This is a genomic window from Ramlibacter algicola (genome assembly GCF_016641735.1).
Classification (GTDB): Bacteria; Pseudomonadota; Gammaproteobacteria; order Burkholderiales; family Burkholderiaceae_C; genus Ramlibacter; species Ramlibacter algicola.
Genome location: NZ_JAEDAO010000001.1, coordinates 3012458 through 3039112, shown reverse-complemented (window position 1 = coordinate 3039112; position 26655 = coordinate 3012458). Strand labels below are relative to the sequence as shown.

Here is a 26655-nt window from a genome sequence, read left to right as displayed (position 1 = left end):
GGTTCAGTCGACGGGTTGTTCGGCGGCGAACTGCTGCGCCTTGGGCTTGCGCACCTTGGCCAGCGCCTTGGAGATCAGCGGCCACACCAGCAGCAGCAGCGCCAGCCCGGTGATGGTGCCCACCAGCGGGTTGGACACCATGATCGACAGGTCGCCCTGCGACACCAGCATCGCCTGGCGGAACGAGTCCTCGGCCTTGTCGCCCAGCACCAGCGCCAGCACCAGCGGCGCGAGCGGATAGTCGAGCTTCTTGAAGATGTAGCCGACCAGGCCGAACAGCAGCATCAGCCACACGTCCAGCATCGCGTTGTGCACCGTGTAGGCGCCGATGGCGCAGATGACCACGATGATGGGCGCGATGATCGAGAACGGGATGCGCAGGATCGACGCGAACAGCGGCACCGTGGTCAGCACCACGATCAGGCCGGCGATGTTGCCCAGGTACATGCTGGCGATCAGGCCCCAGACGAAGTCCTTCTGCTCGACGAACAGCAGCGGGCCGGGCTGCAGGCCCCAGATCAGCAGGCCGCCCAGCAGCACGGCCGCCGTCGGCGAGCCGGGGATGCCCAGCGCCAGCATCGGCAGCAGCGCGCTGGTGCCGGCGGCGTGCGCCGCGGTTTCGGGCGCGACCACGCCTTCGAGCTGGCCGGTGCCGAACTTGGCGCCGTCGCGCGACATCTTCTTGGCCAGGCCGTAGCTCATGAAGGAAGCGGGCGTCGCGCCGCCGGGCGTGATGCCCATCCAGATGCCCACGAGCGCGCTGCGCAGCGACGTCATCCAGTACCGGGGCAGCTGCTTCCAGGTCTCGAACACCACCTTCGGGTTGATCTTGGCGGACTTGCCGGAGAAGGCGAGGCCTTCTTCCATCGACAGCAGGATCTCGCCGATGCCGAACAGGCCGATCACGGCGATCAGGAAGTCGAAGCCGCGCATCAGCTCCTCGATCCCGAAGGTCAGGCGCAGCTGGCCCGTGACCGTGTCCATGCCGACCGCGGCGAGCGCGAAGCCGATGCCCATGGACGCGAGGATCTTGAACGGCGAGCCCTTGCCCATGCCCACGAAGCTGCAGAACGTCAGCAGGTAGACCGCGAAGAACTCCGGTGGACCGAACTGCAGCGCGAACTTGGCCACCAGCGGCGCCAGGAAGGTGATCATGATCACCGCCAGCAGCGCACCGATGAAGGACGACGTGAACGCCGCGGTCAGCGCGGCGCCCGCCTGCCCCTGCTGCGCCATCGGGTAGCCGTCGAAGGTGGTGGCCACCGACCACGGCTCGCCCGGGATGTTGAACAGGATCGACGTGATGGCGCCGCCGAACAGGGCGCCCCAGTAGATGCACGACAGCATGATGATCGCCGAGGTGGGCGACATCGAGAACGTGAGCGGCAGCAGGATGGCGACGCCGTTGGCGCCGCCCAGGCCGGGCAGCACGCCGATCAGCACGCCGAGCGTGATGCCGACCATCATGAGCAGCAGGTTGGTCGGCGTCAGGATGACGCTGAAGCCGTGGAGCAGGGCGCTGATTTCGTTCATGCGTGGAAATCCGGGAGATCAGTAGCCGAGGAAGCGCAGCGGATCCATCAGGCCCTTGTACAGGGGCACCTTGAACCACACTTCGAACATCGCGAAGAACAGCGCGCTGAACACCAGCGCCACCACCACGCTCTTGAGGGGCGAGAACTTGCCCAGGATGATCATGAAGCCGGCGATGTAGATCGCCGAGGCGATGTACAGGCCCAGCACCCAGATGGCGGCGACGTAGATGCCCGCGGGCACCAGCACGGTCAGCACGCGCTTGATCTGTTCGCCGTCGGCGAACACCTCGCCGTCGCCGCGACCCGCGCGCATCGTCTGCCAGATCGTGCCGGCCGAGGCGATGCACAGGATCAGGCCGATGTAGAAGGGGAAGTAGCCGGCGCCCGGACCGTCGCTGGTCCAGCCCGAGCCGAGATTGCGGCTGCCGAACAGCACGGTGAGGCCGAAAGCGAAGATGAGCACCGCGATGAAGATCTCGACGGTGAACGTGGCCACGCCGCGCGAGCCGGTGGCGGCGGTGTCCTGCTGGTCCATGGGGGAGGGCTCCTGCCGCGGTTCGCGGCCTGTGGGTTCAAGACTGCAGGGCGCGCGGGCGATGGCCCGCGGCCCCCGGGGGCGGGCTTACTTGGCCAGCCAGCCGTTGTCCTTCATCAGGTCGCGGTGGGTCTGCTCGGCCTTGCCCAGCCACTCGGTGAACTTGTCGCCGTCCATCGACGTCTGGTTGAAGGCGCCCTTGTTCATGTAGTCCTTCCACTCGGGCGTCTCGCGCACCTTCTTGAGCAGGTCGACGTAGTACTGGGTCTGCTCCTTCGTGACGCCGGGCGCCATGAAGATGCCGCGCAGCATCGTGTACGTGGTGGGGATGCCCGCTTCGCTGCAGGTGGGCACGTCGCCCCAGGCCTGCGAGTCGGTGATCTTGTCCTTGTACGGCATGCGCTTCTCGTCGAACACGCACAGCGCCCGGACCTGGTTGGCGCGCCACTGGGCCACGGCCTCGATCGGGTTGTTCACCGTCGAATCCACGTGCTTGCCCACCAGCTGCACGGCCACTTCGCCGCCGCCCTTGAACGGCACGTAGATGAACTTGGTGCCGGTGGCCTTCTCGATGGCGGCGGTGATGATCTGGTCTTCCTGCTTGGAGCCGGTGCCGCCCATCTTCATCTTGCTCGGGCCGGCCTTCTTGACCGCCTCGACGTAGTCCTTGGCGGACTTGTACGGCGTGTCGGCGTTGACCCACAGCACGAAGTTGTCCAGCGCCATCATCGTCACCGGCGTCATGTCGCGCCAGTTGAACGGCACGCCGGTCGCGAGCGGCGTCGTGAACAGGTTGGACAGCGTCACGACGATCTTGTGGGGGTCGCCCTTGGCGTTCTTGACGTCGAGGAAGCCCTCGGCGCCGGCGCCGCCGGACTTGTTGACGACCACCAGCGGCTGCTTCATCAGGTTGTGCTTGACCACGACGCCCTGGATGAGGCGGGCCATCTGGTCGGCACCACCGCCGGTGCCTGCGGGCACGACGAACTCGACGGGCTTGGCGGGTTCCCAGGCCGCGAAGGCGGGCGCCGCGAACGACGCTGCCGCCGCGAGGGCGAAGACGGTCGGGACCGACCGGACAAGTGCATTGAGTTTCAGCATGGCACGCTCCTTGGTGTGGACTCGCGGTCACGCTCCCCGTGAGCCGCGGCACCTGCGAATGTCGCTCCGCAGTGCCCCGCGCGAGCAGGGGGTTTGCCCGGAGAAATGCGTGCGTGCGTGCACCTGATGCGCCTTGAAACTTGACCTAAGTCAAGGTTGGCGGCGCACCTCTTGACCGCGGTCAACGAAGCAGGAAATACGCGGCGAGACCGTAGAGCACGAACGCGAACGCGCGCTTGAGCGGCGTGATGTCCATGCGGTGTGCCGTGCGCGCGCCCAGCGGCGCGAGCAGCATGCTCGCGAGCGAGATCACGATGAGCCCCGGCAGGTACAGGTAGCCCACCGCCCCGGGCGGCAACTGCGGCAGCGAGCGGCCCGCCCACACGTAGCCGATGGTGCCGGCGAGCGCGATCGGGAAGCCGAGCGCCGACGACGTGCCGACGGCCTGGTGGATGCGCACGTTGCACCACGTCATGAATGGCACCGAGATGAACGCGCCGCCGGCGCCGACCATCGACGACAGCCAGCCGATCGCGACGCCGACGCCGAACGTGGGCAGCGGGCCGGGCAGCGTGCGCGAGGGCTCGGGCTTGCGATTGAGCAGCATCTGCGTCGCGGAGAACGCGACGAACACGGCGAACACGATGCCCAGGACCTTGCCGGGGAGCGCGACGGCGAGTTGCGCGCCCAGCAGCGAGCCGGCGAGGATGCCGGGCGCGAGCACTTTCACCACCGGCCACAGCACCGCATCGCGCTTGGCGTGTGCGCGGACCGAGGACAGCGAGGTGAAGCAGATCGTCGCAAGCGACGTCGCGACTGCGGCCTTGACGGTGTAGTCCGGCGGGAAGCCGCGGTGCGTGAGGATGATGGTGACGAACGGCACCATGATCATCCCGCCGCCGATGCCCAGCAGCCCGGCGAGGAAGCCCGTGCAGATGCCGATCAGCGCCAGCTCGGCGATCAGTTGCGATTCGATCGGCGGCATCCGCCGCGCCCCTCTCGTTCTCGTTCTTGTCGTCGTGGCCGCGCGCCGCGCGAGGGCGGCGGCCGGAAGAAGGCGTCTGCAGTTGCCACCGGGCCGCAGCCTGAACCAGGGGTTCAGGTGGGCGAGGTCAACCTGATGTTGGGATCATCTGACGCGAGACGTTCACGCTCACCAGGTTTGTTCCAAGCCCTTGCTCAGAGAGCATTGGTTCAAGGACATAAAGGCCCGGCACGCACTGCAGACGAGGCCATTGTAGGTGCTGGGTCACGCGGTTGGGGCCACGCGGGGCGTAAGACACCGACGCATTCGCGGTGTTGCCTTGACGAGCTTGACGAACTCAGATCAGGCGCCCGTCGTCGCCGAGCGCGCGGTCGAGACGGTGCAGCAGCGACGCGAGGCGCGGGTCGGACGCGCCGTCGGCGACGGGAGCGGGCATCGCGCGCGGCGCCGCGACTTCGCGGTCCGCGACGTCGAAGGCGAGGTTCAGCGCGGCGAGCACCGCGATGCGGTCGCGCGCCTTCACCTTGCCGGCGTCGCGGATGCGGCACATGGCGGTGTCGACCTTCTCGACGGCCTCGAGCAGGCGGCCTTCGCCGCCCTCGGGACAGCCGAGCAGGTAGCTCTGGCCCATGATCTGGACTTCGATCTGCTTGGTGGCGGCCATGCGGAAAAGACTCAAGCGGCGGACTTGAACTCGGGCAGCCGCTCGAGCAGGGCGTCGACGCGCGAGCGGGCCGCCGACAGGCGCGACTTGAGCGAGTCGCGCTCCTGCGTCAGCGCCTCGACCTGCTGCACGAGCAGGGCGTTGGTGCGTTGCAGTTCCTCATAGCGAACGAGCAGGCGCTCGACGCGTTCGGCGATCTGGTCGACCTGGGAGGCACTGGCCATAGGTGGGACCATTGTAGGGTTCGGGTGCGCTGTTGCATCTAGAATCACCTGGTTGGTGCTCGCGGTGTGGTTCGCATGCCGCAGTTCAACGGGAAGCAGGGAGCCCAGTGCCACATCGCGCACGAAAGCCAACCTGCGCTGCCCCCGCAACGGTAAGCGGTCGGGTGCCCACGAGGGCGCCCCGTCCCATCAGACAAGCCACTGGCGTCGCGCGTCACCGCGTGCCGGGAAGGCGATGGAGGCGAACCGCCAGCCCGGATACCGGCCAACGAGGCGGCCGCGCCCTGCGCGCGGCCATGGTGCCCATTGCCGGCGGGGAAGCCGGCCCGGGTTGCTTTCGTTCGAGTGTCTCCATGGTTCCCACCCTCTCCCTTCGCCGCGCGGGCGTTCCGTTCGCGCTTTCGCTCCTGTCCTGCGCCGCGTTCGCCCAGGCGCAACTGCCTGGCGTCGTCGTCACGGCCAGTCGCACCGAGCAGCGCGTGCAGGATGCGCTGCCGTCCACCACCGTGCTCACGCGCGCCGACATCGACGCCGCGCAGACACCCGACCTGCCGACGCTGCTGCAGCGCGTGGCGGGCCTCGAGCTGACGCAAGTCGGCGGCACCGGCACGGTCGCCGGCGTGTCGCTGCGCGGCGCCGAGACGCGCCACACGCTGGTGCTGGTCGACGGCGTGCCGATCAACAACCTCAACTTCGGCCTGCCGGCGTTGGAGCACCTGTCGCTCGTCGACGTCGAGCGCATCGAGGTCGTGCGGGGCAACGTCTCCAGCCTGTACGGCAGCGCCGCGTTGGGCGGCGTGATCCAGGTGTTCACGCGCCGGCCGGCCGGCACGCCCACGGCCAACGTCACGATCCAGGGCGGCTCGCGCGGCCTCGTGCAGGCGACGGCGTCGGGCAGCGTGAAGCTCGCGTCCGGCACCGGCCTGCGCGCCGACGTCGAGTCGCTGCGCGAGCGCGGCTTCGATGCGACCAACCACGTCGAACTGCCCGGCACCAACCCGGACCGCGACGGCTACCGGCGCAACGCCGCGGGCTTCGCGATCACGCAGGACATTGCCGGCGGCCACAGCCTCGGCCTGCGCCTGCGCGAGGCACGCGGCCGCAGCGAGTTCGACAGCCAGTTCGGCCCGGCGACCCAGCCCGACGAATCGCGCTCGGTGGAGCAGAGCGCCGTCCTCGAAGGCCGCGCCAAGGTCACCGACAACCTGGCCCTGGATCTCGCGCTGACCCACGCCGCCGACAAGCTCGATGCCGACGTCAGCGCGTTCCCGTTCTTCGTGCATTCGCGCAGCGATGGCGTGCAGGCCAGCCTGCAATGGCAGGTCACTCCCGGCCAGCGCGTGACGGCGGGGGTGGAGCACACGCGCCAGCAGCTGTCGAGCGACACGACGTACGCGCGGCCCGACCGTAACCAGGACAGCGCGCGGCTGGGCTACACACTCGCCAGCGGCCCGCACCAGGCGCAGCTGAACGTGCGACAGGACCGCTACACCACCTTCGGCACCGCGAACACGTGGCTGGCCGCGTACGGCTACCAGCTCACCGACGCCTGGCGCCTGGGCGCGTCGGCGTCCACCGGCTTCAATGCGCCGACGTTCAACGACCTGTATTACCCCTTCGGCGGCAATCCCGCGCTGCGCCCGGAGCGGCTGCGCGCGCGTGAAGTCGCGCTGCAGTACGCGGCGGCAGGGCAGGTGGTGCGCGCCACCGTATTCGACAACCGCTACACCGACCTGTTCGGCTTCGACGATTCCTTCAACCGCATCAACATCGGCCACGCACGCACCAAGGGTGTGGAGCTGACGTGGAGCGGCCGCGTCGGCAACTACGCGATCGACGTCGGCCTCACCAGCCAGGACCCGCGCGACGAGGACACCGGCGAGCGGCTGCAACGGCGCGCGAAGACGCTGGCCAAGCTGGGTGTCTCGCGCGAGATGGGGCCATGGCAATGGGGCGCCAACCTGCGCACCAGCGACAGCCGCTCCGATGCGGGCCAGGTGCTGGGCAGCTACGCGGTGCTCGACCTCACGACGAGCTACCGGGTGACGCCCGAGGTGCGCGTGTTCGGCCGCGTCGAGAATGCGGGGGATCGCCAGTACGAAACGGTGTACGGCTACCGGCAACCGGGCCGCGGCGTGTTCGTCGGCCTGGCCTGGCAACCGCGCCTCTGAGAATCCATCGATGCCCGCCTCCACCTCCGCCGCCTACGCGCCCTCGCGCATCGTCTGCCTCACCGAGGAGACGACCGAGTGGCTGTACCTGCTGGGCGAGGAGGCGCGCATCGTGGGCATCTCCGGCTACACGGTGCGCCCGCGCCGTGCGCGCGAGGACAAGCCCAAGGTCAGCGCGTTCCTGTCCGCGAAGATCGACAAGATCCTCGCGCTGGAGCCCGACTGCGTGTTCGGCTTCTCCGACCTGCAGGCCGACATCGCGTCGGCGCTCATCCGCCACGGCGTCCAGGTGACGGTGTTCAACCAGCGCAGCGTGGACGAGATCTTCGCGATGCTGTGGCAGGTCGCTTCGCTGGTCGGCCGGGCGGAGAAGGGCGAGGAGCTGCTCGCCGGCATGCGGACCCGGCTCGTAGCGATCCGCGCTGCCGCCGCGGCGTTGCCGCGCCGTCCCCGCGTGTTCTTCGAGGAATGGGACGAGCCCGCCATCAGCTGCATCCGCTGGGTGAGCGAGCTGGTGGGCATCGCCGGCGGCGACGACGTCTTTCCCGAACTCGCGACCCAGGCGCTCGGCAAGGACCGCATCGTCGCGGACCCGCTGGAGATCGTGCGCCGCAACCCGGACATCATCGTCGGCTCGTGGTGCGGCAAGAAGTTCCGGCCCGAGCGGGTCGCCGCGCGGCCCGGCTGGGCCGGCGTGAATGCCGTGAAGGACGGGCAATTGTTCGAAGTGAAATCGGCCGACATCCTGCAGCCCGGCCCCGCGGCCCTGACCGACGGCGTCGAGCAGTTGCATCGCATCGTGCTGCGCTGGGCGCAGGACCACGCATGAAGCGGCTGCTCGCGCTCCTGCTCCTCGCCTTTGCGTCGATCGCCTCCGCGGCCGTCACGGTCATCGACGACCGCGGCACCAGCGTCACGCTGCCGCAGCCGCCGAAGCGCGTCGTGACGCTGCTGCCGTCGCTGACGGAGACCGTCTGCCAGCTCGAGGCTTGCGACCGGCTGGTCGGCGTCGACGATTTCTCCAACTGGCCGGAGACCGTGAGGAAGCTGCCGCGCGTGGGCGGCGTCAACGACGCGCAGGTCGAGCGCATCGTCGGCCTCAAGCCCGACGTGGTGCTGCTGTCGTCCACCGCGCGCGTGCTGCCGCGACTGCAGCAGCTGGGCGTGCCGGTGGTGGGACTGGACATCAAGACGCTGGACGACGTGCGGCGCGTCTCGCGCACCATCGCGCAGCTGCTGGACGTCGGCGGCGCCGACCGCCTGTGGTGGCAGATGCAGGACGGCATCGACGCCGCGGTGCGCAGCGTGCCCGACACGATGCGCGGCGCCAGCGTGTACTTCGAGCTGAGCGACGGCGCGTACGCCGCCAGCGAGTCGTCGCACATCGGCCAGCTGCTCACGCGCCTGGGCGTGCGCAACATCGTGCCGGGGAGCCTGGGCTCCGTGCCCAAGCTCAATCCCGAGTTCGTCGTGCGCGCCAACCCGCAGGTGATCATGCTGTTCGAGCGCGATCGGCCCACGCTCGCCCGCCGCCCCGGCTGGTCGCGCATCCGCGCCATCCACGACAACCGGGTGTGCGCGTTCACCGACGCGCAGGCCGATGCCATCGCGCGGCCCGGCCCGCGCCTGGCCACCGGCGCCCAACTGCTCGCGGACTGCCTGGCCGGCCGCCTCACGCCGAAGCGATGAAGCCGCGCGTGTCGCCCGCGACGCTGGCTGCGCTGCTGGTGCTGGCAACGGCGGCGCTTGTCGTGCTCGGGTTGTGCGTCGGCTCGGTCGGCTGGGAACCACCGTGGAACGGCGCCGGCCCCGGCGATGCCGTCGTCTGGGACATCCGGCTGCCGCGCAGCGTCGGTGCCTGGTTCGCGGGCGCGCTGCTCGGGCTCGGCGGCGCCGTCGCGCAAGGCCTGTTCCGCAATCCACTCGCCGATCCGTACCTGCTGGGCAGCGCATCCGGCGCGTCGCTCGGAGTCGCGCTGTTCCTGTTCGCGATGGGCGGCGCGGGTGCGTCGGGCGCATGGTGGGCGCAACTCGGGCTGGCCGTCGGCGGTTTCGCCGGCGCGTTGGGTGCGGTGCTGGTCACGCTGGTGCTCGCCCGCGGCGTGCAGCAGACGCTGCGCCTGCTGCTGGCCGGCGTCGTCGTCGGCATGGTGTTCGGTGCGCTGACCTCGCTCGTGATGCTGTGGGCGCCCGAGGTGCTGCGGCCGCTGCAAGGCTTCCTGCTCGGCTCGACCGCCTTCATCGGCTGGAGCGGTGCGGCGCTGATGGCGGTGCTGCTCGTGCTGATGATCGTCGCGGCGATCGCGCTGAGTCCCGGCATCGACGCGCTGTCGCTTGGCGAAGCGACGGCCGCCAGCCTGGGCGTGCCGCTGCACGCGCTGCGACTGGGCCTGGTGGCCGTGATGGCGCTGGCGACCGGCGCGGCCGTCGCGCAGGTCGGCCTGGTGGCGTTCATCGGGCTGGTCGCGCCGCACCTCGTGCGCTCGGTCGTGCTGCCCACGTACCGCTGGCTGCTGCCGCTGGCGACGCTCACCGGTGGCGTGCTGCTGCTGGCCGCCGACGTCGGTTCGCGCTGGCTGCTCGCGCCGCAGGAATTGCCGGTCGGCCTGCTCACCGCGCTGCTGGGTGGCGGCTACCTGCTGTGGCTGATGCACCGGAGGCCGCTGTGAGCGCGCCCGCGTTCGAGGCCCGCGGCTTGCGCGTGGCGCTCGCGGGGCGCGAGGTTCTGCATGGCGTCGACCTGCAAGTGCCCGCCGGCCGCTGGATGGCGGTCGTCGGCCCCAACGGCGCGGGCAAGACGACGCTGCTGAAGGCACTGGCGCAATTGCTGCCTGCCAGCGGCGACCTGCGCATGCTGGGGCGCGACGCGCGCACCTGGTCCGCTCGTGACCGGGCGCTGGCCCTGAGCTGGATGGGGCAGGGCGAGGGCGGCGCCGCGGACCTGCGCGCGTGGGACGTCGTGATGCTCGGCCGCCTGCCGCACCAGCGCTGGCTGGCGTCGCCGTCCGCCGCCGACGTCGCCGCCGCCGAAGCGGCGATGCGCGAGACGCACTGCTGGGACTGGCGCGAGCGCCCGCTCGGCCAGCTGTCCGGTGGCGAGCGCCAGCGCGTGCTGCTCGCGCGCGCCCTCGCGGTCGGCGCGCCGCTGCTGCTGATGGACGAACCGCTCGCCAACCTCGATCCCCCGCACCAGGCCGACTGGCTCGCCCTGGTCCGCCGCCTCGTCATCCAGGGCCGCACGGTGGTCAGCGTCCTGCACGAATTGACCATCGCGCTGCAAGCCGATGACCTGCTCGTCCTGCAAGACGGCCGCGTCGCCCACCACGGCCCCTGCGCCGAACGCGCGACGCACGAGGCGCTGGCGCGTGTCTTCGGCGGGCGCGTGCACGTGCGCGCGGTGGATGGCAGCTGGGTGGCGGTGCTTCGCGCCTGAGGATGCGGCGCTTCGCGCCTGTGCGGTGCTGCGCACCTGGAGCTTCAACGCAGAGGACAGAAGGCAGGCAGAAGCCACAGAAAGATCCATGGATCCTTCCGCGCTTCTGTCCCCTTTCTGCGTCCTCTGCGTTGAAAGATGCCAGCGCCGCAAGGCGCGCCCCGCAGCAATGGCCCCTTCGGGTCAATCCCCAGTGTGGCTCAACGCGGGGCGGACTATCCTGTCTCGATCACGGGCCATCGCGAAGGGCACTTGCATGTACAACCGCATCCTCTTGGCTTACGACGGCAGCGATGCCGGCCAGAAGGCGCTGCTCGACTGCCAGGAGCTCGCGCTGTGGTCCCATGCCGAGCTGTTCCTCGTGGCGGTCATGCCTTCGGCGATGAGTTTCGTCGGGCTCGAAGGCGGCGTCTACGACGTCGAACTGGAAGAGCGCGAACGCGCCAAGTACCAGGCGATCCTCGACGACGGCCTGCGCCGGCTGTCGCAGGGCGGCTATGCCGCCAAGGGCGAGGTCGTCACGGGCGAGGCGATCGACGAGATCAGCAAGTTCGCCCGCAAGGTCGAAGCCAACCTCATCGTCGTCGGCCACAAGCACCTCGACAGCTGGGCCGCCCGGTGGTGGCGTGGTTCCATCTCCGGTGCGCTCATCGAGCACGCGCCCTGCAGCGTGCTCTGCGTGATCACGCACTAGGCGCTCCCGCGGCCGCGGGTTCGCGAACTCCCACACGCAGAAGTCGCAGAAGAAGCACGGAAGTCGCAGAAGGGAATCCTTGATGGGGTTCTTCTGCGACCTCCGCGCTGTTCTGCGACCTCTGCGTTTGGGCGTCCGCTTTCCACCCAACTTTGCAAAGCAGACACATCCGCGCCGCGCGTGCGACACGCCACGCGCGCAGAGTGGCGGCGTCAATTCTCCCGCGGCCGCGGATTGGCACGATCGCCGACAGGCGGCCTCGCGGCCCGTTGCTAAGCTCGGCGGCTGCCGAGCCTCCCGATTCCAAGGACAACGATGCCCGCCGACCTCCCGCCCGACCGTGCACCCGCTCCCGTGACCGCCGGGCCGCCGCCGCGGCGCTTCGGCCGCTTCGGGCTGGGGATCGGCGCGCTGGTCGCGGTGTTCGTCGTGGCGGCGCTGGCCGTTGGCGGCTGGTACCTCACCCAGCCGGCCAACACGGCGTCGGCCGGGCCGGGCGGTGCGCCCGGCGCCGGGGGCGGCGGGCGGGGCGGTGGTGCAGGGGGCGGCGGTGCGCGTGGCGGGCCGCCGACGACCGTCGGCGTCGCGACGGCGGAGCGCAGCAACCTGAGCGTGACGCTGGAGGCGCTCGGCACCGTCACGCCGGTGGCGACCGTGCGCGTGCGGCCGCAGGTCGGCGGCGTGCTGCAGGAGATCCGCTACCAGGAAGGCCAGATGGTCAAGAAGGGCGACCTGCTGGCCACCATCGACCCGCGACCGTTCGAGATGGCGCTGCAGCAGGCCACGGGCAACCGCATGCGCGACGAGGCGCAGCTGGACGCCGCGCGCGTGCAGCTCAAGCGCTTCCAGACGCTGCTGCAGCAGGACTCCATCGCGCGGCAGGAGGTCGACACCCAGGCCGCGCTGGTCAAGCAGCTGGAAGCGGGCGTCGTCGTCGACAAGGCCAATGAAGGCACGGCGCGCCTGAACCTCTCGTACACCCGCATCACGGCGCCGGTGGGCGGCCGCGTGGGCCTGCGGCCGGTGGACGTCGGCAACGTGATCGGCACCGGCGATGCGAACGGCGTCGCGGTGATCACGCAGCTGTCGCCCATCGACGTGCAGTTCTCGGTGCCGCAGGACCAGGTCAATGCCGTCCTGGGCAACGGCAACGCGCCGATGGCGGTCAAGGCGCTGGATCGCACGCGCAGCCAGGTGCTGGACAGCGGCACCTTCGCGTCGCTGGACAACGCGGTCGATCCGCAAACCGGGACCGTGAAGGCCAAGGCGCGCTTCGCGAACGCCAAGGGCCTGCTGTTCCCCAGCCAGTTCGTCAACGTGCAGCTGCAACTGCGCACGATCGAAGGCGCGGTGACCGTCCCCGTCAACGCCGTGCGCCAGGGCCCCAACGGCGACCAGGTGTTCGTCATCAATCCGGACCGCACGGTCACGCTGCGCCAGGTGCAGCGCGGCCAGACGACGGTGGACAAGATCCAGGTCGTGAAGGGCCTGGAGGCGGGCGAGCGCGTCGTCACCGAAGGCGCCGACCGGCTGCGCGACGGCGGCCGCGTGGTGCTGCCCGGCGATGCGCCGGCGCAAGGCGGCCGCGGCGCGGGGGGCCGCGGCAACGGCGGCGGCCGCGCGCCGCAGGACGGCAACGCGCCCGCCGCGTCGGCGCCGGCGCCGGCTGCTTCCGCGACGGCGGGCCAGCGCACGACGCGCGAGCAGGGCGCGGCTGCCACCAATGCCGCGCCTGCGCAGGCTGCACAAGCTGCGCCCCGCGCGGCCGGTCCCACGCCCGAGCAGCGCCAGCGCATGCTCGACTCGGTCGCCGGCGATCCCGAGCAACTGGAGCGCCGCAGGAAATTCCTCGAAGCGCTGGACCGTGGCGACCCGCAGGCGCTGGAGCGCTGGCAGCAGATGCAGCAACGGCGCGAGCGGCAGGGGCAGGGGCAGTGATGGGGTTCCCGCATCTCCGCTTGCAGCGGAGAAAGGATCCGGATTGAGCCCCTCCCGCCCCTTCATCCTCCGCCCCGTCGCCACGTCGCTGCTGATGCTGGCGATCGTGCTGGCGGGGCTGGTCGGCTTGCGGTTCCTGCCGCTATCGGCGCTGCCGCAGGTGGACTACCCGACCATCCAGGTGCAGACGCTGTACCCGGGCGCGAGCCCGGAGGTGATGGCGCAAACGGTCACGGCGCCGCTGGAGCGGCAGTTCGGCCAGATGCCGGGCCTGTCGCGCATGAGTTCCACCAGCGCGGCCGGCGTGTCGATCGTCACCTTGCAGTTCGGCCTCGGCCTGCAACTCGACGTCGCCGAGCAGCAGGTGCAGGCCGCCATCAACGCCGGCGGTTCGCTCCTGCCGGCGGACCTGCCCGCGCCACCGGTGTACGCGAAGGTCAATCCGGCCGACGCACCGGTGCTGACGCTCGCCGTCACCTCCGACACGCTGCCGCTGACCGAGGTGCAGAACATCGTCAACACACGCCTCGCGCTGAAGATCAGCCAGGTCAGCGGCGTCGGCCTCGTCACGCTCTCGGGCGGGCAGCGGCCCGCGGTGCGCATCCAGGTCGACACGCGGGCCCTGGCGGCCAACGGCCTGGGCCTGGACAACGTGCGCAGCGCCATCACCGCGGCGAACGCCAACGCCGCCAAGGGCAGCATCGACGGGCCGACCCGCTCCTGGAGCATCAACTCGAACGACCAGCTGCTCAAGGCCGAGGACTACGCGCAGCTGGTCGTCTCGTACCGCAACAACGCGCCGGTGCGGCTGGCCGACGTCGCGCAGGTGGTCAGCAGCGCCGAGAACGTGCGGCTGGGTGCATGGGCCGGCGTCCACGACGCGGACGGCGGGAAGCTGCAGCCGGCGATCGTCGTCAACGTGCAGCGCCAGCCCGGCGCCAACGTGATCCAGACGGTCGACGCCATCAAGCAGCGCCTGCCCGAACTCACCGCCAGCCTCCCCGCCGGCCTGAACGTGCAGGTCCTGTCCGATCGCACCAGCGGCATCCGCGCTTCCGTGCACCACGTGCAATTGGAACTGCTGCTGTCCGTCGTGCTGGTGGTGCTGGTGATCTTCGCGTTCCTGCACAGCCCGCGCGCGACCATCATCGCCAGCCTGTCGGTGCCGGTGTCGCTGATCGGCACCTGCGGCGTCATGCTGCTCATGGGCTACAGCCTGAACAACCTCTCGCTGATGGCCCTGACGATCGCCACCGGCTTCGTCGTCGACGATGCCATCGTGATGATCGAGAACATCTCGCGCCACATCGAGGACGGCATGCCGCCGATGGAGGCGGCGCTCAAGGGCGCCGGCGAGATCGGCTTCACCATCATCTCGCTGACGGTGTCGCTGATCGCGGTGCTGATCCCGCTGCTGTTCATGGGCGACGTGGTCGGCCGCCTGTTCCGGGAGTTCGCGGTCACGCTGGCGGTCACGATCCTGATCTCGGCCGTCGTGTCGCTGACGCTGGTGCCGATGATGTCGGCGCGCTGGATCGAGGCCCACCCGGGCGGCGAAGCGGCCGGCAGCGGCCTGGGCGCGAAGATGACCCGCGCCTTCGATCGCCTGATCCACCGCTACGACGTCGCGCTCACCTGGGTGCTGGCGCGGCAGCGCGCCACGCTGCTGGTCGCGTTGCTCACGCTGGCAGTCACCGCGCTGCTGTACATCGTCATCCCCAAGGGGCTGTTCCCCACGCAGAACACCGGCCAGCTGCAGGTGCGCGTGGAGGCGTCGCAGTCGATCTCCTTCGACCGCATGGCGCAGCTGCAGCAGGAGGTGGCGAAGAAAGTGGTGGCCGACCCGGACGTGGTCAGCCTGTCCAGCATCGTCGGCGTCGACGCCGCCAACAACACGATGCTGCACACCGGCCGCCTGCTGGTGAACCTGCGCAGCGCGCGCGGCGGGCTCGAGGACACCATGGAACGCGTGCGCAAGGCCGGCGAGCAGGTGCAGGGCGCGACGTTGCGCGTGCAGCCGGTGCAGGACCTCACGATCGACGCCGAATCCGGGCCGACGCAGTACCGGTTGTCGATCGAGGGCGCGGACCAGAACCAGGTCAACGAGTGGGCGCAGCGCCTCGTGCAGCAGCTGGGCAGCGTGAAGCAGGTGCGCCACGCGGTCACCGATGCCGGCGCCACCGGCGCCGCGATGCTGGTCGACATCGACCGCGACAGCGCCGCGCGCCTGGGCATCACGGCTTCGTCGATCGACGACGCGCTGTACAGCGCGTTCGGCCAGCGCATCGTGTCGACCATCTTCACCGAGACCAACCAGTACCGCGTGGTGCTGGAGGCGCGGCAGGACGCGGTGCCCAGCCCGTCGGCGCTGTCCAACGTGATGCTGCGCGGCAGCTCGGGCAGCGCGGTGCCGCTGTCGACCATCGCCCGGCTGGTGGAACAGCGCGCGCCGCTGCAGGTCGTGCACGTCGCGCAGTACCCCGCCGCCACCGTCGGCTTCGACACGGCGCCCGGCGTGTCGCTCGGCACCGCGGTGGACGCGGTGCGCGCGACCGCGAAGGAGATGGGATTCCCGGGCGCTTTGACGCTGAACTTCCTCGGGGCCTCGGGCGCGTACGAAGCGTCGCTGTCCAACCAGCTGTGGCTGATCCTGGCGGCGGTGGTGTGCGTCTACATCGTGCTGGGCGTGCTGTACGAGAGCTACGTGCACCCGGTGACGATCCTGTCGACGCTGCCGTCGGCGGGCGTCGGCGCGCTGCTGATGCTGATGCTCACCGGCAACGACCTGGGCGTGATCGGCATCATCGGCATCATCCTGCTGATCGGCATCGTGAAGAAGAACGCGATCATGATGATCGACTTCGCGCTCGATGCCGAACGCAACGAGGGCAAGGCGCCGGGCGAAGCGATCCACCAGGCCGCGCTGCTGCGCTTCCGCCCGATCCTGATGACGACGCTGGCCGCGCTGTTCGCCGCCGTGCCGCTGATGCTCGGCTGGGGCGAGGGCGCCGAACTGCGCCGCCCGCTGGGCATCGCGATCTTCGGCGGGCTGGTGGTGAGCCAGCTGCTGACGCTGTTCACGACGCCGGTGATCTACCTGTGGTTCGACCGGTTGGGGCAGGGGTGGCGGAAGACACCCTCACCCCAACCCTCTCCCGCAAGCGGGAGAGGGAGCGAAGAGGTTCGCGCATGAACTTGAGCGCACCCTTCGTCCGCCGCCCCGTCGCGACGGTGCTGCTCACCATCTGGATCGCGCTGGCGGGCATCGCGGCGTTCTTCGTGCTGCCGGTCGCGCCGCTGCCGCAGGTGGACTTTCCGGTCATCTCGGTCAGCGCCAGCATCCCCGGCGCCAGCCCGGAGAACATGGCGAGCGCGGTGGCGACGCCGCTGGAACGAAGGCTGGGCACCATCGCGGGCGTCAACGAGATGACGTCCAGCAGCGGGCTGGGCTCCTCGCGCATCAGCCTGCAGTTCGAGCTCAATCGCAACATCGACGCGGCCGCGCGCGAGGTGCAGGCGGCCATCAACGCGACGCGCGCCGACCTGCCGTCGACGCTGCGCAGCAATCCGACCTACCGCAAGGCCAACCCGTCGGCGGCACCGGTGATCATCCTGGCGCTCACGTCGCCCAAGCGCACCCCGGGCCAGATCTACGACGAGGTGTCCAACCTCGTGCAGCAGAAGATCGCGCAGGTGCAGGGCGTGGGCGACGTCGAGATCGGCGGCGGCGCGGCGCCGGCGGTGCGCGTCGAACTGTCGCCCTATGCGTTGAACAACGCCGGCATCTCGGCCGAGGACGTGCGGGCCGCCATCCAGTCCAGCAGCGCCAACCGCCCCAAGGGCCAGGTGGAGGTCGAGGGCAAGCGGCTGCAGATCTACACGCGCAACAGCGCCGGCGGCGGCCGCACCGCCGCCGACTACAAGGGGCTGGTGGTCGCGTGGCGCAACGGCTCGGCCGTGCGGCTGGACGACATCGCCGAGGTCACCGACAGCGTGGAGAACGTCAACACGCTGGGCCTGTTCAACGGCGAGCCGGCCGTCATCGTGCTGGTGACGCTGCAACCCGGCGCCAACGTCATCACCACCGTCGACGGCGTGCGCGCGCTGCTGCCCGAGCTGCAAGAGGAGCTGCCGCAGGACGTGAAGATCCAGGTCGCGTCGGACCGCACGACGTCCATCCGCGCCGCGCTGCACGAGGTGGAGATCACGCTCGCCATCGCGGTCCTGCTGGTGGTGCTGGTGGTCAGCGCCTTCTTGCGCAGCGCCCGCGCGACGCTCATCCCGGCCATCGCCACCGTCGTCTCGCTGCTGGGCACCTTCGGCGTGATGTACCTGCTGGGCTTCTCGCTGAACAACCTGTCGCTGATGGCGCTGACCGTGGCCACCGGCTTCGTGGTCGACGACGCCATCGTGGTGCTGGAGAACACCGCCCGCCACATGGAAGCGGGCATGGACCGCTTCGCCGCCGCGCTGCTGGGCGCGCGCGAGGTCGGCTTCACCGTGCTGTCGATCAGCCTGTCGCTGGTGGCCGTGTTCATCCCGCTGCTGTTCATGGGCGGCCAGGTAGGCCGCCTATTCCGCGAATTCGCGGTGACGCTGTCGGCGGCCGTGATGATCTCGCTGGTCATCTCGCTGACCACCACGCCGATGCTCTGCGCGTGGCTGCTGCGGCCGGGGACCGGCCACAAGCCGGCCGGCCGCATCGGCCGCTTCCTCGAACGCGCGTTCGCCGGCGTGCAGCACGCGTATGCGCTGAGCCTGGACTGGGCGCTGCAGGCGCGCTGGTTCGTGCTGGCGATCCTGGTGGCCATCATCGGCATCAATGCCTGGCTGCTGGTGAAGATTCCCAAGGGCTTCTTCCCGCAGCAGGACACCGGCCAGTTCAACGGCGGGCTGCGGGCCGACCAGAGCATTTCGTTCCAGGCGATGCAGGACAAGCTGCGCCAGCTGGTGAACATCATCCGCAACGACCCGGCGGTCGACACGGTGGTGGGCTTCACCGGCGGCAGCCGCGCGGGCGGCGGCTTCGTGTTCGTCAACCTGAAGCCCGCGTCGCAGCGGCCGCCGAACGAGCGGGCGCAAGCCGTCATCCAGCGGCTGCGGCCGCAGCTGGCCAGCGTCTCGGGCATCAGCCTGTTCCTCAACCCGGTGCAGGACCTGCGCATGGGCGCGCGCTCGGCCAACTCGACCTACCAGTACACGCTCAAGAGCGACAACGTCGCCGACCTGAAGAAGTGGGCGACGCGGCTGGCCGAGGCGATGAAGCAGCAGCCGGCGCTGATCGACGTCGACACCGACCAGCAGGACAACGGCATCGAGACGTACGTCGAAGTCGACAAGGACAGCGCGGCGCGCCTGGGCATCAGCTCGCGCGACATCGACAACGCGATGTACAACTTCTTCGGCCAGCGGCAGGTCTCCACGATCTACGGCGACCTGAACCAGTACAAGGTGATCCTAGGCGTGGCGCAGCGCTACGCGCGCAGTCCCGAGGCGCTGCGCGACGTGTACGTGCCGGCGAAGAACGTCGCCGCGGCGTCCAGCATCGCGGGGGCGGTCACCAGCAGCGGCGCATCGTCGACCACCACGGGCGCGGGTTCGACGGCCACTGGAGCGGCCACGGCGGGGTCGACGTCTTCCAGCGGCGCGTCCTCGGGCGTGAATCCCTCCCTGCGCGACCAGTCCAGCGGCACGGCGCTCAGCACCAGCACCACGGTCATGGTGCCGCTCGCGGCGATCGCCACGCTGAAGGAACGCGCCGCGCCCACCTCGGTGAGCCACCAGGACGCGGAGCTGGCGACCACGATCTCCTACAACCTGGCCGAGGGCTTCACGCTCGCGGACAGCCAGGCGGCCGTGCGCGCCGCCGAAGCGGCGATCGCGATGCCGAACAACGTGCGCGGCAGCTTCCAGGGCACGGCGCGCGCCGCGCAGGAATCCAACCAGCAGCAGCCGCTGCTGATCCTGGCGGCGCTGGTGGTGATCTACATCGTGCTGGGCGTGTTGTACGAGAGCCTGGTGCACCCGATCACGGTGCTGTCGACGCTGCCCTCGGCGGGCGTCGGCGCGGTGCTCGCGCTGCTGATCGCCAAGCTCGACTTCTCGATCATGGCGCTGATCGGGGTGTTCCTGCTGATCGGCATCGTGAAGAAGAACGCGATCCTGATCATCGACTTCGCGCTCGACGCCGAGCGGTCGCGCGGCCTGTCGCCGCTGGAGGCGGTGCGCGAAGCCTGCCTGCTGCGCTTCCGCCCGATCCTGATGACGACGCTGGCCGCCGCGCTCGGTGCACTGCCGCTGGCCATCGGCTTCGGCGAAGGCGCCGAGTTGCGCCGCCCGTTGGGCATCGCGGTGATCGGCGGCCTGGTCGCCAGCCAGCTGGTGACGCTGCTGACCACGCCGGTGGTCTACCTGCTGATGGACAAGCTGCGCCGGCGCAGCCCGAACGAACAACTCCTCGCCCGGCACCACGAACCGGAACCTGCATGAAACGACACTGCATCGCCCTCGCCGCGGCGCTGGCCCTCGCCGGTTGCGCCGTCGGCCCGCGCTACGAAGGCGCGCCGCCGATCGAGAACATGCCCGCCGGCTTCAAGGAAGCCGGTGGCGACTGGGTCGCCGCGCAGCCGCAGGACGTCGAGCGCGGCCCGTGGTGGGACCTGTTCCAGGACCCGCAGCTGTCGCAGCTGGCGGCGCGCGTGGAGGTGTCCAACCAGAACGTCGCGGCCGCGGTCGCCTCGTACCAGCAGGCGCGCGCGCTCGTCGCGCAGCAGCGCGCCGGCCTGTTCCCGACCCTCTCGCTCGGTGCCGACGGCAGCCGCAGCGGCGCCCGCGGCGCGTCGACGGCGACGACCGCCAGCGGCGCGACGGTGTCGGTGGGCGGCGGCGGCCCGCGCAACAGCGTCTCGGTCGACATCGGCGGCAGCTGGGAGCCGGACGTCTGGGGCCGCCTCGCGGCCGGCGTGTCGCAGGCCCGCGCAGGCGAGCAGGCCAGCCTGGCCGACCTCGCGGCCGCGCGGCTGTCGGCGCAGGGCGAACTCGCCACCAACTACTTCAACCTGCGCGCGCTCGACGTGCAGCGCGACCTGCAGGCGCGCACCGTCGCCGGCTACGAGCGCACGGTGACCGTCACGCAGAACCGCTACAACGCCGGCATCGCCGCGCGCACCGACCTGCTGCAGGCGCAGACGCAACTGGCCAACGCGCGCGCCGACCTGCTGGACCTGCAACGCCAGCGTGCGTCCGCGGAACATGCGATCGCAGTGCTGGTCGGCCAGCCGCCCGCGAGCTTCTCGATCCCCGCCGAGCCCGCGTGGAAGCCGCAAGTGCCGAACGTCCCCGGCGTGCTGCCGTCGAGGCTGCTGCAGCGCCGCCCGGACATCGCGGCGGCGGAGCGGCGCGTCGCCTCGGCCAACGAGCAGATCGGCATCGCGCGCTCGGCGTACTTCCCCAGCCTGCGCCTGACCGCGTCGGTCGGGTCGGGCGGGAGCGCGGTGGCGGACCTGTTCAGCGCGTCGTCGCTGGTGTGGAGCCTGGGCCTGTCGGCGGCGCAGACGTTGTTCAACGCCGGCCTCACGGCGGCGCAGGTCGAAGGGGCGCAGGCGGGTTATGCGCAGTCGGTGGCGCGCTACCGGCAGGCGGTGCTGGCCGCGTTCCAGCAGGTCGAGGACCAGTTGTCGGCGACGCGCGTGCTGGCCGACCAGGTGGCCTTGCGCGAGGAGGCCAGCCGCGCCGCGGACCTGGTGGAGCAGCAGGTGCTCAATCGCTACCAGGCCGGGCAGGTCGCGTTCACGGAAGTGATCAACGCGCAGAACACGGCGGCCAATGCGCGCCGCGCGCTGGTGCAGTTGCAGGCGAGCCGGCAGGCTTCGGCGGTGGCGATGATCCAGGCGCTGGGCGGCGGCTGGCAGGGCATGCAGGCCGAAGGCGCGGTGGCGCAGCCCGCGGCGCGCTGATCAGCGTTCGAGCAGGAACGCGCCCAGGCGCAGGCCGAACCAGGTCATCACGAGCGAGCCGGCCAGGTGCAGCGCCGCGAGCGTGAGCGCGTGCGCGGGCCGGTCGGCCTGCATCAGCTGCACGGTTTCCATCGAGAAGGTGGAGAAGGTGGTCAGCGCGCCGAGGAAGCCCGTGATCAGCGCGAGGCGCCACGCCGGGTCGATCTCCGGGTGCGCCTGGAACACGGCGACCAGCACGCCAATGAGCCAGCCGCCCACGAGATTGGCGACCAGCGTGCCCATGGGCAGCCAGTGCGTGCCCGCGTTGAGCCACAGCGACAGGCCCCAGCGCGCGAGCGCGCCCATCGAGGCCCCGATGCACAGCAGCGCGACGGGCAGCATCGCGCCGCGTCAGGCCTGGTGGCGGCCCATCAGCGACAGCATGCCGGCCTCGAGGCCTTCCATGCGCGTCGCCAGCGTGGGAGCCGCTTCCTTGGCGACCTTCATGTAGCGCTCGAAGGTCACCGCGACCTTTTCCCGGTCCGGGTGCGTCAGCAGCAGGCTGGCGAGCGCCGCCTGCAGCACCTGCACCTGGGCCACCAGCGCGAACTGGTTGTCCTTCAGCGCGTTGATGTTGTCGCCATGCTCGGCGAGCTGTTCCTGCAGTTGGTTGTCGTCCATGTGCGCCAATGTAGCAGGGGAAGAAAACGGACTTCCGGAACGCAGAGGACGCAGAGCAAGCGCAGAGGTCGCAGAAGGAATGCATCGATATTGAACTGCTTTCTTCTGCGTCTTCTGCGCTTGCTCTGCGACTCCTGCGTCAGGGAGTCCGCCTTCAAGCCGCCGGAGGCGGCGTTTTCGGTTCGTAGTCGCAATAGGCCCGCACCGCGCACCGCCAGCACTGGGGCAGGCGGGCGACGCAGACGTAGCGGCCGTGCAGGATCAGCCAGTGGTGGGCGTCGTGCAGGTACTTGGGCGGCACGCGTTCGAGCAGCTTCAGCTCCACCTGCAGCGGGTCCTTGCCGGGCGCGAGGCCGGTGCGGTTGCTCACGCGGAAGATGTGCGTGTCCACCGCCATGGTCGGTTCGCCGAACGCGACGTTCAGCACCACGTTGGCCGTCTTGCGGCCGACGCCGGGCAGCGCCTCCAGCTCCTCGCGCGTGCCGGGCACCTTGCCGTCGTGCTTCTCGACCAGGATCCGGCAGGTCTCCACCAGGTTGCGCGCCTTGGTGCGGTACAGGCCGATCGTCTTGATGTAGCCCTCGAGGCCCTCGACGCCCAGCGCCAGGATCTTCTGCGGCGTGCCCGCCACCGGGAACAGCCGCCGCGTCGCCTTGTTCACGCCCGCGTCGGTGGCCTGCGCGGACAGCAGCACCGCCGCCAGCAGCTCGAACACGCTGGTGTATTCCAGCTCCGTCTCGGGGGAGGGATTGGCCGCCTGCAGCGTGGCGAAGAAGGGCTCGACGTCGGCATCTTTCACGGGGCACGAGTGTAGGCGGCGGGGACCGTCATGCGCCTGCAAGCGAAAGCGGCGGCCGCGGGCGACAATCGCCGCGTGAAGGAAGCAGTGTGTCCCTGACCACGCGCGTCGCCGGCTGGCGCGCGCGGGCCGCCGCCACGTTGCGCCGCCCGCTGGTGCGCGAGGGAGCTCTCGAAGCCGTGCCGATGGCCTTCGGCGTCGCCGCCTGGGGCGTGGTCGCGGGCGTCGCGATGGCCAAGAGCGGCATGGGCGTGCCGCTGGCGGTGTTCATGTCGTTGGCGGTCTACGCGGGCTCGGCGCAGATCGCGTCGCTGCCGCTGATCGCGGCCGGCGCGCCCGTGTGGGTGGTCTGGGCGACCACGCTGTGCGTGAGCCTGCGCTTCATGGCCTTCAGCTACCACTACCGGCCGTTCTTCATGCACCTGCCGCGCGGCAAGCGCATGGCGCTGAGCTTCCTCATGGGCGACACCAACTTCGCGCTGTTCATGCGGCGCTACGACAAGCCCGAGCCTGGCCAGCCGTATGAGGAGTACTTCCTCGGCAGTTCGCTCATCACCTTCGGCGTGTGGCAGGCGTCGATCATCACCGGCATCGTCGCCGGCGCCGGCATCCCTGCGTCGTGGGGCCTGGGCTTCGCCGGCACGATGGCGCTGCTGGCGCTGACGTGCACGCAACTGCGCAGCCCGATCACCTGGGTGGCGGCGGTGGTCGCGGCCTGCGCCGCGGTGGCGGCGTACGCGCTGCCGCTGAAGCTGAACATCCTGGTCGCCATTGCCGCCGCCATCGCCATCGGCGCGCTGGCTGATCGCTTGCCGGCGTTCCCGAAGGGCAGGGCATGAGCCAGTTGGAAATCTTCGTCACCACCATCGGCATGGCGCTGATCACGCTGCTGTGCCGGGCGTTCTTCCTGGTCCCGAAGGACGACCTGCCCATGCCCGCGTGGCTGCGCGAAGGCCTGCGCTACGCCCCGATCGCGGCGCTGTCCGCGGTCGTCGCACCCGAACTGGTCCTGACGCAGGGTGCGCTGACCACCTGGCACGACGCGCGCATCTTCGGTGCGCTGGCCGGCCTCGCGTACTACGCCTGGCGCCAAAGCCTGTTCGGCACCATCGTCTGCGGCACGGGCGTGATGCTGGCGCTGCGGTTCGGGGTGGGGTGGTAGGCGCACCACCGGCATTCCCGCGCCGTTGTCTTGTCATTCCGGCGCCGTTGTCTGTCATTCCGGCGAAAGCCGGAATCCATGCTCGTGCAACCCTGGTGCTCCTCGCCGGATCGCGCTTCGCCAGCGCCTTCTTCCGGCAGGGCGCAAGACTGGCGCTCTGCCTCCGCTTCGGCGCCCGGCAGGGTTCGTGACGAGGATGGATCCCGGCTTTCGCCGGAATGAGAAAGGGCGCGAGATACTCCGCCATGGACGTGCTGGTGCAGATCCTGTTGCTCTTCGTGGCGGCCGTGCTGCTGGCGGCGGCCGCGCGGAAGGTCGGCGCGCCGTATCCGGTGTTCCTCGCGCTCGGCGGCGTGTTGCTCGCGCTGGTGCCCAGCACGCCGGAACTGAACCTGCCGCCGGACCTGGTGCTGGCGATCTTCGTCGCGCCGATCCTGGTCGACGCGGGCTACGACGCCTCGCTGCGCGACCTGCGCGACAACTGGGCGCCGCTCTTCAGCCTGGTCGTGGTCGCGGTGGGCCTGACCACCGCCGCCGTGGCGGTCGTCGCGCACGCACTGGTGCCGGACTTGCCCTGGGCCGCGGCGATCACGCTGGGCGCCATCGTCGCGCCACCCGACGCGGTGGCCGCCACCGCGGTGCTGCGGCCGCTGCACCCGCCGCAGCGCATCCTGGGCATCCTCGAAGGCGAAAGCCTGCTGAACGACGCCAGCGCGCTGATGATCTATCGCCTGGCGGTCGGGGCCGTTGCTGCAGGCGGCTTCTCCGTGCAGGCCGTGGCGCCGGCCTTCCTGCTGGGCGTGCTGGGCAGCCTGGTCGCCGGGCCGGTGCTCGGCTGGATCGTGGAACGCCTGCTCGAACGCGTGCAGCACATCCCGACGGCGATCATCCTGCAGTTCATCAGCGCGTTCGGCGTGTGGGTGCTGGCCGAGCACGCCGGCCTGTCGGCCGTGCTCACCACGGTGTGCTTCGCGATGACGCTCGGGCGTCTCGCTCCCGCGCGCGTGCCCGGCCGCATCCGCATCCCGACCAACGCCGTCTGGGCCACCGTGGTGTTCGCGCTGAACATCTTCGCCTTCATCTTCATCGGCCTGCAGATCCGGCCGGTGCTGGTGGACCTGGCGCCGCAGGCGCGCGAGCACTACCTGTCGGTCGCCGGCGCGGTGCTGGTGACCGTGATCGTGGTGCGGATGGCCTGGCACATGGCCTTCAACGCGGTCGTGCGCTGGCGCGACCGGCGCTTCGGCTTCGAGCCGTCGCGGCTGAAGCTGCGTCCCACCGTCGGCAGCGGCCTGGTGATCTCCTGGGCGGGCATGCGCGGCATCGTCACGCTGGCGGCCGCCCTGGCCCTGCCGGCGGACTTTCCCGCGCGCGACCTGATCCTGCTGACGGCGTTCTCCGTCGTGCTGGGCACGCTGCTGATCCAAGGCCTGACGCTCAAGGCCTTGCTGCGGGCGCTGCGCTTCCACGATGGCGATCCCGTGGCCCGGGAAGAGCAGCTGGCGCGTGAGCGGATGCTGCAGGCTGCCTTCGCTCAACTGCCGGCGGGCGAGTCGCTGGCGGTGGACCGGGTGCGCCAGGACCTCAAGCTGCGGCTGGGCCGCCACGAAGGCACGCCGCGCGCGGCATTCGCGCGCGAGCACGACGAGCGCCATCGCGCGGCCCTGCGTGCGGCGCGCGACGTGCTGCTGGTGATGCGCGACGCCGGCGAGATCGGCGACGACGCCTTCCACACGCTGGAGAACGACCTCGACTCGCTGGAGGTGTCGGAGCCGCTGCGCGCCGCGAACGCGGACGCGACGGAGTAGGGCCGGAAGATGGACGCGATGGATTCCCGCCTCCGCGGGCGAACTCCCGTCGTCCCCGCGGAGGCGGGGACCCACCGCTTCCGCTTCCAGGGCACGATGAAGATGGAAGCGATGGATTCCCGCCTTCGCGGGAATGACGGAGGGGCGCCTCCGCGGGAATGAACGAATCAGGCACGCACCGTCACCACGACGGCTTCGATGCGGCCTTCGATTTCGCCGTTCCCGAAGCGGCGCGCGAGTTCGGCTTCGGCCGCGTCCGTCGCGCGTTCCAGCCCACCCGGGTCGAGGGCCTCGATCTCGCCCCGCAGCGGTGTGCCCTGGCAGTAGGCGATCGCAGGGATGCGTGGCGACACCGCGCGGCTGGTGAAGGCGACCGTCTCGAACACCGGCGCGTCCGTGAAACCCGCCGCCGCGAGATCACGGGCGAGGCCGGGCGTGTCGTGGTGCCCATGCGGAGTGCGCGCGAGGAAGCGCGGCGGATCCTGCGGGTACAGCACGGCCAGCGCACTCGTCACCGCATCGGCGAACTCGTTCGCTTCGATCGCGCTCCAGACATTGAACGCGAACAGCCCGCCGGGCCGCAGCACCCGCCGCACTTGCGCGAACGCCTTCGCCTTGTCGGGAAAGAACATGGCGCCGAACTGGCAAACGACGGCCTCGAACGAGCCGGCCTCGAACGGCAGTTGCATCGCATCGGCTTGCCGCCACGTCACGGGGCGCTCGGTACCGATGCGCGCGGCCTCCTCGAGCATGCCGGGGTTGAGGTCGGTCGCGACGATGGTGGCCGACGGCTCGAGCATCACCGCAAGCTGTCGCGTGACGACGCCGGTGCCGGCGGCGATCTCGAGCACGCTTCGAGGCGCCGCTTTCGCCACGCGCGCCGCGAGATCGACGGCGTACGGCTCGAAGATGAGCGGCACCAGGTAGCGTTCGTAGAACGCGGCCACCGAGCCGGTGAAGGCGGTATCGACGCTGGTGGACATGCGAGCTC

The 26655-nt window shown here is 70.3% G+C and carries 23 protein-coding genes and 1 riboswitch; of the genes, 13 read left to right on the top strand and 10 right to left on the bottom strand.

The window, feature by feature from the left end:
• Positions 1 to 3: 3 nt before the first annotated feature.
• The 6 genes from I8E28_RS14785 to I8E28_RS14760 form a co-directional block, all read right to left on the bottom strand.
• Complete coding sequence (locus tag I8E28_RS14785; protein ID WP_200788825.1) at positions 4 to 1533, bottom strand: tripartite tricarboxylate transporter permease; 1530 nt, start codon at positions 1531 to 1533, stop codon at positions 4 to 6.
• Between the two features lie 18 nt (positions 1534 to 1551).
• Positions 1552 to 2070, bottom strand: coding sequence for a tripartite tricarboxylate transporter TctB family protein (locus tag I8E28_RS14780; protein ID WP_200788824.1), 519 nt, complete (start codon positions 2068 to 2070; stop codon positions 1552 to 1554).
• An 87-nt stretch (positions 2071 to 2157) separates the two neighbouring features.
• Positions 2158 to 3171: a Bug family tripartite tricarboxylate transporter substrate binding protein gene (locus I8E28_RS14775; protein WP_200788823.1), complete on the bottom strand. Its 1014-nt coding sequence runs from the start codon at positions 3169 to 3171 to the stop codon at positions 2158 to 2160.
• Between the two features lie 181 nt (positions 3172 to 3352).
• Complete coding sequence (locus I8E28_RS14770) at positions 3353 to 4156, bottom strand: sulfite exporter TauE/SafE family protein (RefSeq protein ID WP_200788822.1); 804 nt, start codon at positions 4154 to 4156, stop codon at positions 3353 to 3355.
• 337 nt (positions 4157 to 4493) lie between these two features.
• Positions 4494 to 4820 (bottom strand): cell division protein ZapA, encoded by a 327-nt coding sequence (locus tag I8E28_RS14765; protein ID WP_200788820.1) that lies wholly within the window; start codon positions 4818 to 4820, stop codon positions 4494 to 4496.
• Positions 4821 to 4831: 11 nt separating this feature from the next.
• Complete coding sequence (locus I8E28_RS14760; protein WP_200788818.1) at positions 4832 to 5044, bottom strand: DUF904 domain-containing protein; 213 nt, start codon at positions 5042 to 5044, stop codon at positions 4832 to 4834.
• A gap of 36 nt (positions 5045 to 5080) precedes the next feature.
• Positions 5081 to 5328, top strand: a riboswitch (cobalamin riboswitch).
• A gap of 69 nt (positions 5329 to 5397) precedes the next feature.
• Here I8E28_RS14760 and I8E28_RS14755 point away from each other — a divergent pair.
• The 10 genes from I8E28_RS14755 to I8E28_RS14710 all read left to right on the top strand — a co-directional run bounded on the left by I8E28_RS14755 (position 5398) and on the right by I8E28_RS14710 (position 21235).
• Positions 5398 to 7215: a TonB-dependent receptor domain-containing protein gene (locus tag I8E28_RS14755; RefSeq protein WP_200788816.1), complete on the top strand. Its 1818-nt coding sequence runs from the start codon at positions 5398 to 5400 to the stop codon at positions 7213 to 7215.
• A 10-nt stretch (positions 7216 to 7225) separates the two neighbouring features.
• Entirely contained in the window at positions 7226 to 8044 is an 819-nt protein-coding gene (locus tag I8E28_RS14750) for an ABC transporter substrate-binding protein (protein ID WP_200788814.1), read from the top strand.
• Complete coding sequence (locus I8E28_RS14745; RefSeq protein WP_200788812.1) at positions 8041 to 8904, top strand: ABC transporter substrate-binding protein; 864 nt, start codon at positions 8041 to 8043, stop codon at positions 8902 to 8904. Before I8E28_RS14750 ends, I8E28_RS14745 begins: the two co-directional genes overlap by 4 nt.
• Positions 8901 to 9884, top strand: a complete 984-nt coding sequence (locus I8E28_RS14740; RefSeq protein ID WP_200788810.1) for a FecCD family ABC transporter permease — start codon at positions 8901 to 8903, stop codon at positions 9882 to 9884. Before I8E28_RS14745 ends, I8E28_RS14740 begins: the two co-directional genes overlap by 4 nt.
• Complete coding sequence (locus I8E28_RS14735; protein ID WP_200788808.1) at positions 9881 to 10648, top strand: ATP-binding cassette domain-containing protein; 768 nt, start codon at positions 9881 to 9883, stop codon at positions 10646 to 10648. The genes I8E28_RS14740 and I8E28_RS14735 overlap by 4 nt, the downstream gene beginning before the upstream one ends.
• A gap of 256 nt (positions 10649 to 10904) precedes the next feature.
• Entirely contained in the window at positions 10905 to 11342 is a 438-nt protein-coding gene (locus tag I8E28_RS14730) for a universal stress protein (RefSeq protein WP_200788806.1), read from the top strand.
• Positions 11343 to 11657: 315 nt separating this feature from the next.
• On the top strand, positions 11658 to 13280 hold the full coding sequence (locus tag I8E28_RS14725) for an efflux RND transporter periplasmic adaptor subunit (RefSeq protein WP_200788804.1): 1623 nt from the start codon (positions 11658 to 11660) through the stop codon (positions 13278 to 13280).
• Between the two features lie 43 nt (positions 13281 to 13323).
• Positions 13324 to 16473, top strand: a complete 3150-nt coding sequence (locus I8E28_RS14720; RefSeq protein ID WP_200788802.1) for an efflux RND transporter permease subunit — start codon at positions 13324 to 13326, stop codon at positions 16471 to 16473.
• Complete coding sequence (locus tag I8E28_RS14715; RefSeq protein WP_200788800.1) at positions 16470 to 19769, top strand: efflux RND transporter permease subunit; 3300 nt, start codon at positions 16470 to 16472, stop codon at positions 19767 to 19769. The genes I8E28_RS14720 and I8E28_RS14715 overlap by 4 nt, the downstream gene beginning before the upstream one ends.
• On the top strand, positions 19766 to 21235 hold the full coding sequence (locus I8E28_RS14710) for an efflux transporter outer membrane subunit (RefSeq protein WP_200788798.1): 1470 nt from the start codon (positions 19766 to 19768) through the stop codon (positions 21233 to 21235). Before I8E28_RS14715 ends, I8E28_RS14710 begins: the two co-directional genes overlap by 4 nt.
• Here I8E28_RS14710 and crcB read toward each other — a convergent pair whose 3' ends face one another.
• From crcB to nth, 3 genes are all read right to left on the bottom strand, one after another.
• A complete protein-coding gene (crcB, locus tag I8E28_RS14705) occupies positions 21236 to 21616 on the bottom strand; it encodes a fluoride efflux transporter CrcB (RefSeq protein WP_200788796.1) in 381 nt (126 codons plus the stop codon).
• A gap of 9 nt (positions 21617 to 21625) precedes the next feature.
• A complete protein-coding gene (locus I8E28_RS14700) occupies positions 21626 to 21895 on the bottom strand; it encodes a hypothetical protein (protein ID WP_200788795.1) in 270 nt (89 codons plus the stop codon).
• Positions 21896 to 22049: 154 nt separating this feature from the next.
• Positions 22050 to 22694, bottom strand: coding sequence for an endonuclease III (gene nth / locus I8E28_RS14695; protein WP_200788793.1), 645 nt, complete (start codon positions 22692 to 22694; stop codon positions 22050 to 22052).
• Positions 22695 to 22783: 89 nt separating this feature from the next.
• On the opposite strand from nth, the gene I8E28_RS14690 reads away from it, so the two are divergent.
• The 3 genes from I8E28_RS14690 to I8E28_RS14680 all read left to right on the top strand — a co-directional run bounded on the left by I8E28_RS14690 (position 22784) and on the right by I8E28_RS14680 (position 25664).
• Complete coding sequence (locus tag I8E28_RS14690; RefSeq protein WP_338050790.1) at positions 22784 to 23533, top strand: AzlC family ABC transporter permease; 750 nt, start codon at positions 22784 to 22786, stop codon at positions 23531 to 23533.
• The gene (locus I8E28_RS14685) at positions 23530 to 23856 is read left to right on the top strand and encodes an AzlD domain-containing protein (RefSeq protein WP_200788791.1); all 327 of its coding nucleotides are present in this window, start codon (positions 23530 to 23532) and stop codon (positions 23854 to 23856) included. The genes I8E28_RS14690 and I8E28_RS14685 overlap by 4 nt, the downstream gene beginning before the upstream one ends.
• Positions 23857 to 24101: 245 nt before the next feature.
• On the top strand, positions 24102 to 25664 hold the full coding sequence (locus I8E28_RS14680) for a cation:proton antiporter (RefSeq protein ID WP_200788790.1): 1563 nt from the start codon (positions 24102 to 24104) through the stop codon (positions 25662 to 25664).
• A 167-nt stretch (positions 25665 to 25831) separates the two neighbouring features.
• Here the strand turns inward: I8E28_RS14680 and I8E28_RS14675 are convergent, their stop codons facing one another.
• On the bottom strand, positions 25832 to 26647 hold the full coding sequence (locus tag I8E28_RS14675; protein ID WP_200788788.1) for a class I SAM-dependent methyltransferase: 816 nt from the start codon (positions 26645 to 26647) through the stop codon (positions 25832 to 25834).
• Positions 26648 to 26655 lie beyond the last annotated feature (8 nt).

What these genes read in the sequence shown, in the direction of transcription:
- I8E28_RS14785 (WP_200788825.1), bottom strand. Translation starts at nt 1,533, where the DNA reads ATGAACGAAATCAGCGCCCTGCTCCACGGCTTCAGCGTCATCCTGACG.
- I8E28_RS14780 (WP_200788824.1), bottom strand. Translation starts at nt 2,070, where the DNA reads ATGGACCAGCAGGACACCGCCGCCACCGGCTCGCGCGGCGTGGCCACG.
- I8E28_RS14775 (WP_200788823.1), bottom strand. Translation starts at nt 3,171, where the DNA reads ATGCTGAAACTCAATGCACTTGTCCGGTCGGTCCCGACCGTCTTCGCC.
- I8E28_RS14770 (WP_200788822.1), bottom strand. Translation starts at nt 4,156, where the DNA reads ATGCCGCCGATCGAATCGCAACTGATCGCCGAGCTGGCGCTGATCGGC.
- I8E28_RS14765 (WP_200788820.1), bottom strand. Translation starts at nt 4,820, where the DNA reads ATGGCCGCCACCAAGCAGATCGAAGTCCAGATCATGGGCCAGAGCTAC.
- I8E28_RS14760 (WP_200788818.1), bottom strand. Translation starts at nt 5,044, where the DNA reads ATGGCCAGTGCCTCCCAGGTCGACCAGATCGCCGAACGCGTCGAGCGC.
- I8E28_RS14755 (WP_200788816.1), top strand. Translation starts at nt 5,398, where the DNA reads ATGGTTCCCACCCTCTCCCTTCGCCGCGCGGGCGTTCCGTTCGCGCTT.
- I8E28_RS14750 (WP_200788814.1), top strand. Translation starts at nt 7,226, where the DNA reads ATGCCCGCCTCCACCTCCGCCGCCTACGCGCCCTCGCGCATCGTCTGC.
- I8E28_RS14745 (WP_200788812.1), top strand. Translation starts at nt 8,041, where the DNA reads ATGAAGCGGCTGCTCGCGCTCCTGCTCCTCGCCTTTGCGTCGATCGCC.
- I8E28_RS14740 (WP_200788810.1), top strand. Translation starts at nt 8,901, where the DNA reads ATGAAGCCGCGCGTGTCGCCCGCGACGCTGGCTGCGCTGCTGGTGCTG.
- I8E28_RS14730 (WP_200788806.1), top strand. Translation starts at nt 10,905, where the DNA reads ATGTACAACCGCATCCTCTTGGCTTACGACGGCAGCGATGCCGGCCAG.
- I8E28_RS14725 (WP_200788804.1), top strand. Translation starts at nt 11,658, where the DNA reads ATGCCCGCCGACCTCCCGCCCGACCGTGCACCCGCTCCCGTGACCGCC.
- I8E28_RS14715 (WP_200788800.1), top strand. Translation starts at nt 16,470, where the DNA reads ATGAACTTGAGCGCACCCTTCGTCCGCCGCCCCGTCGCGACGGTGCTG.
- I8E28_RS14710 (WP_200788798.1), top strand. Translation starts at nt 19,766, where the DNA reads ATGAAACGACACTGCATCGCCCTCGCCGCGGCGCTGGCCCTCGCCGGT.
- crcB (WP_200788796.1), bottom strand. Translation starts at nt 21,616, where the DNA reads ATGCTGCCCGTCGCGCTGCTGTGCATCGGGGCCTCGATGGGCGCGCTC.
- I8E28_RS14700 (WP_200788795.1), bottom strand. Translation starts at nt 21,895, where the DNA reads ATGGACGACAACCAACTGCAGGAACAGCTCGCCGAGCATGGCGACAAC.
- I8E28_RS14685 (WP_200788791.1), top strand. Translation starts at nt 23,530, where the DNA reads ATGAGCCAGTTGGAAATCTTCGTCACCACCATCGGCATGGCGCTGATC.
- I8E28_RS14680 (WP_200788790.1), top strand. Translation starts at nt 24,102, where the DNA reads ATGGACGTGCTGGTGCAGATCCTGTTGCTCTTCGTGGCGGCCGTGCTG.
- I8E28_RS14675 (WP_200788788.1), bottom strand. Translation starts at nt 26,647, where the DNA reads ATGTCCACCAGCGTCGATACCGCCTTCACCGGCTCGGTGGCCGCGTTC.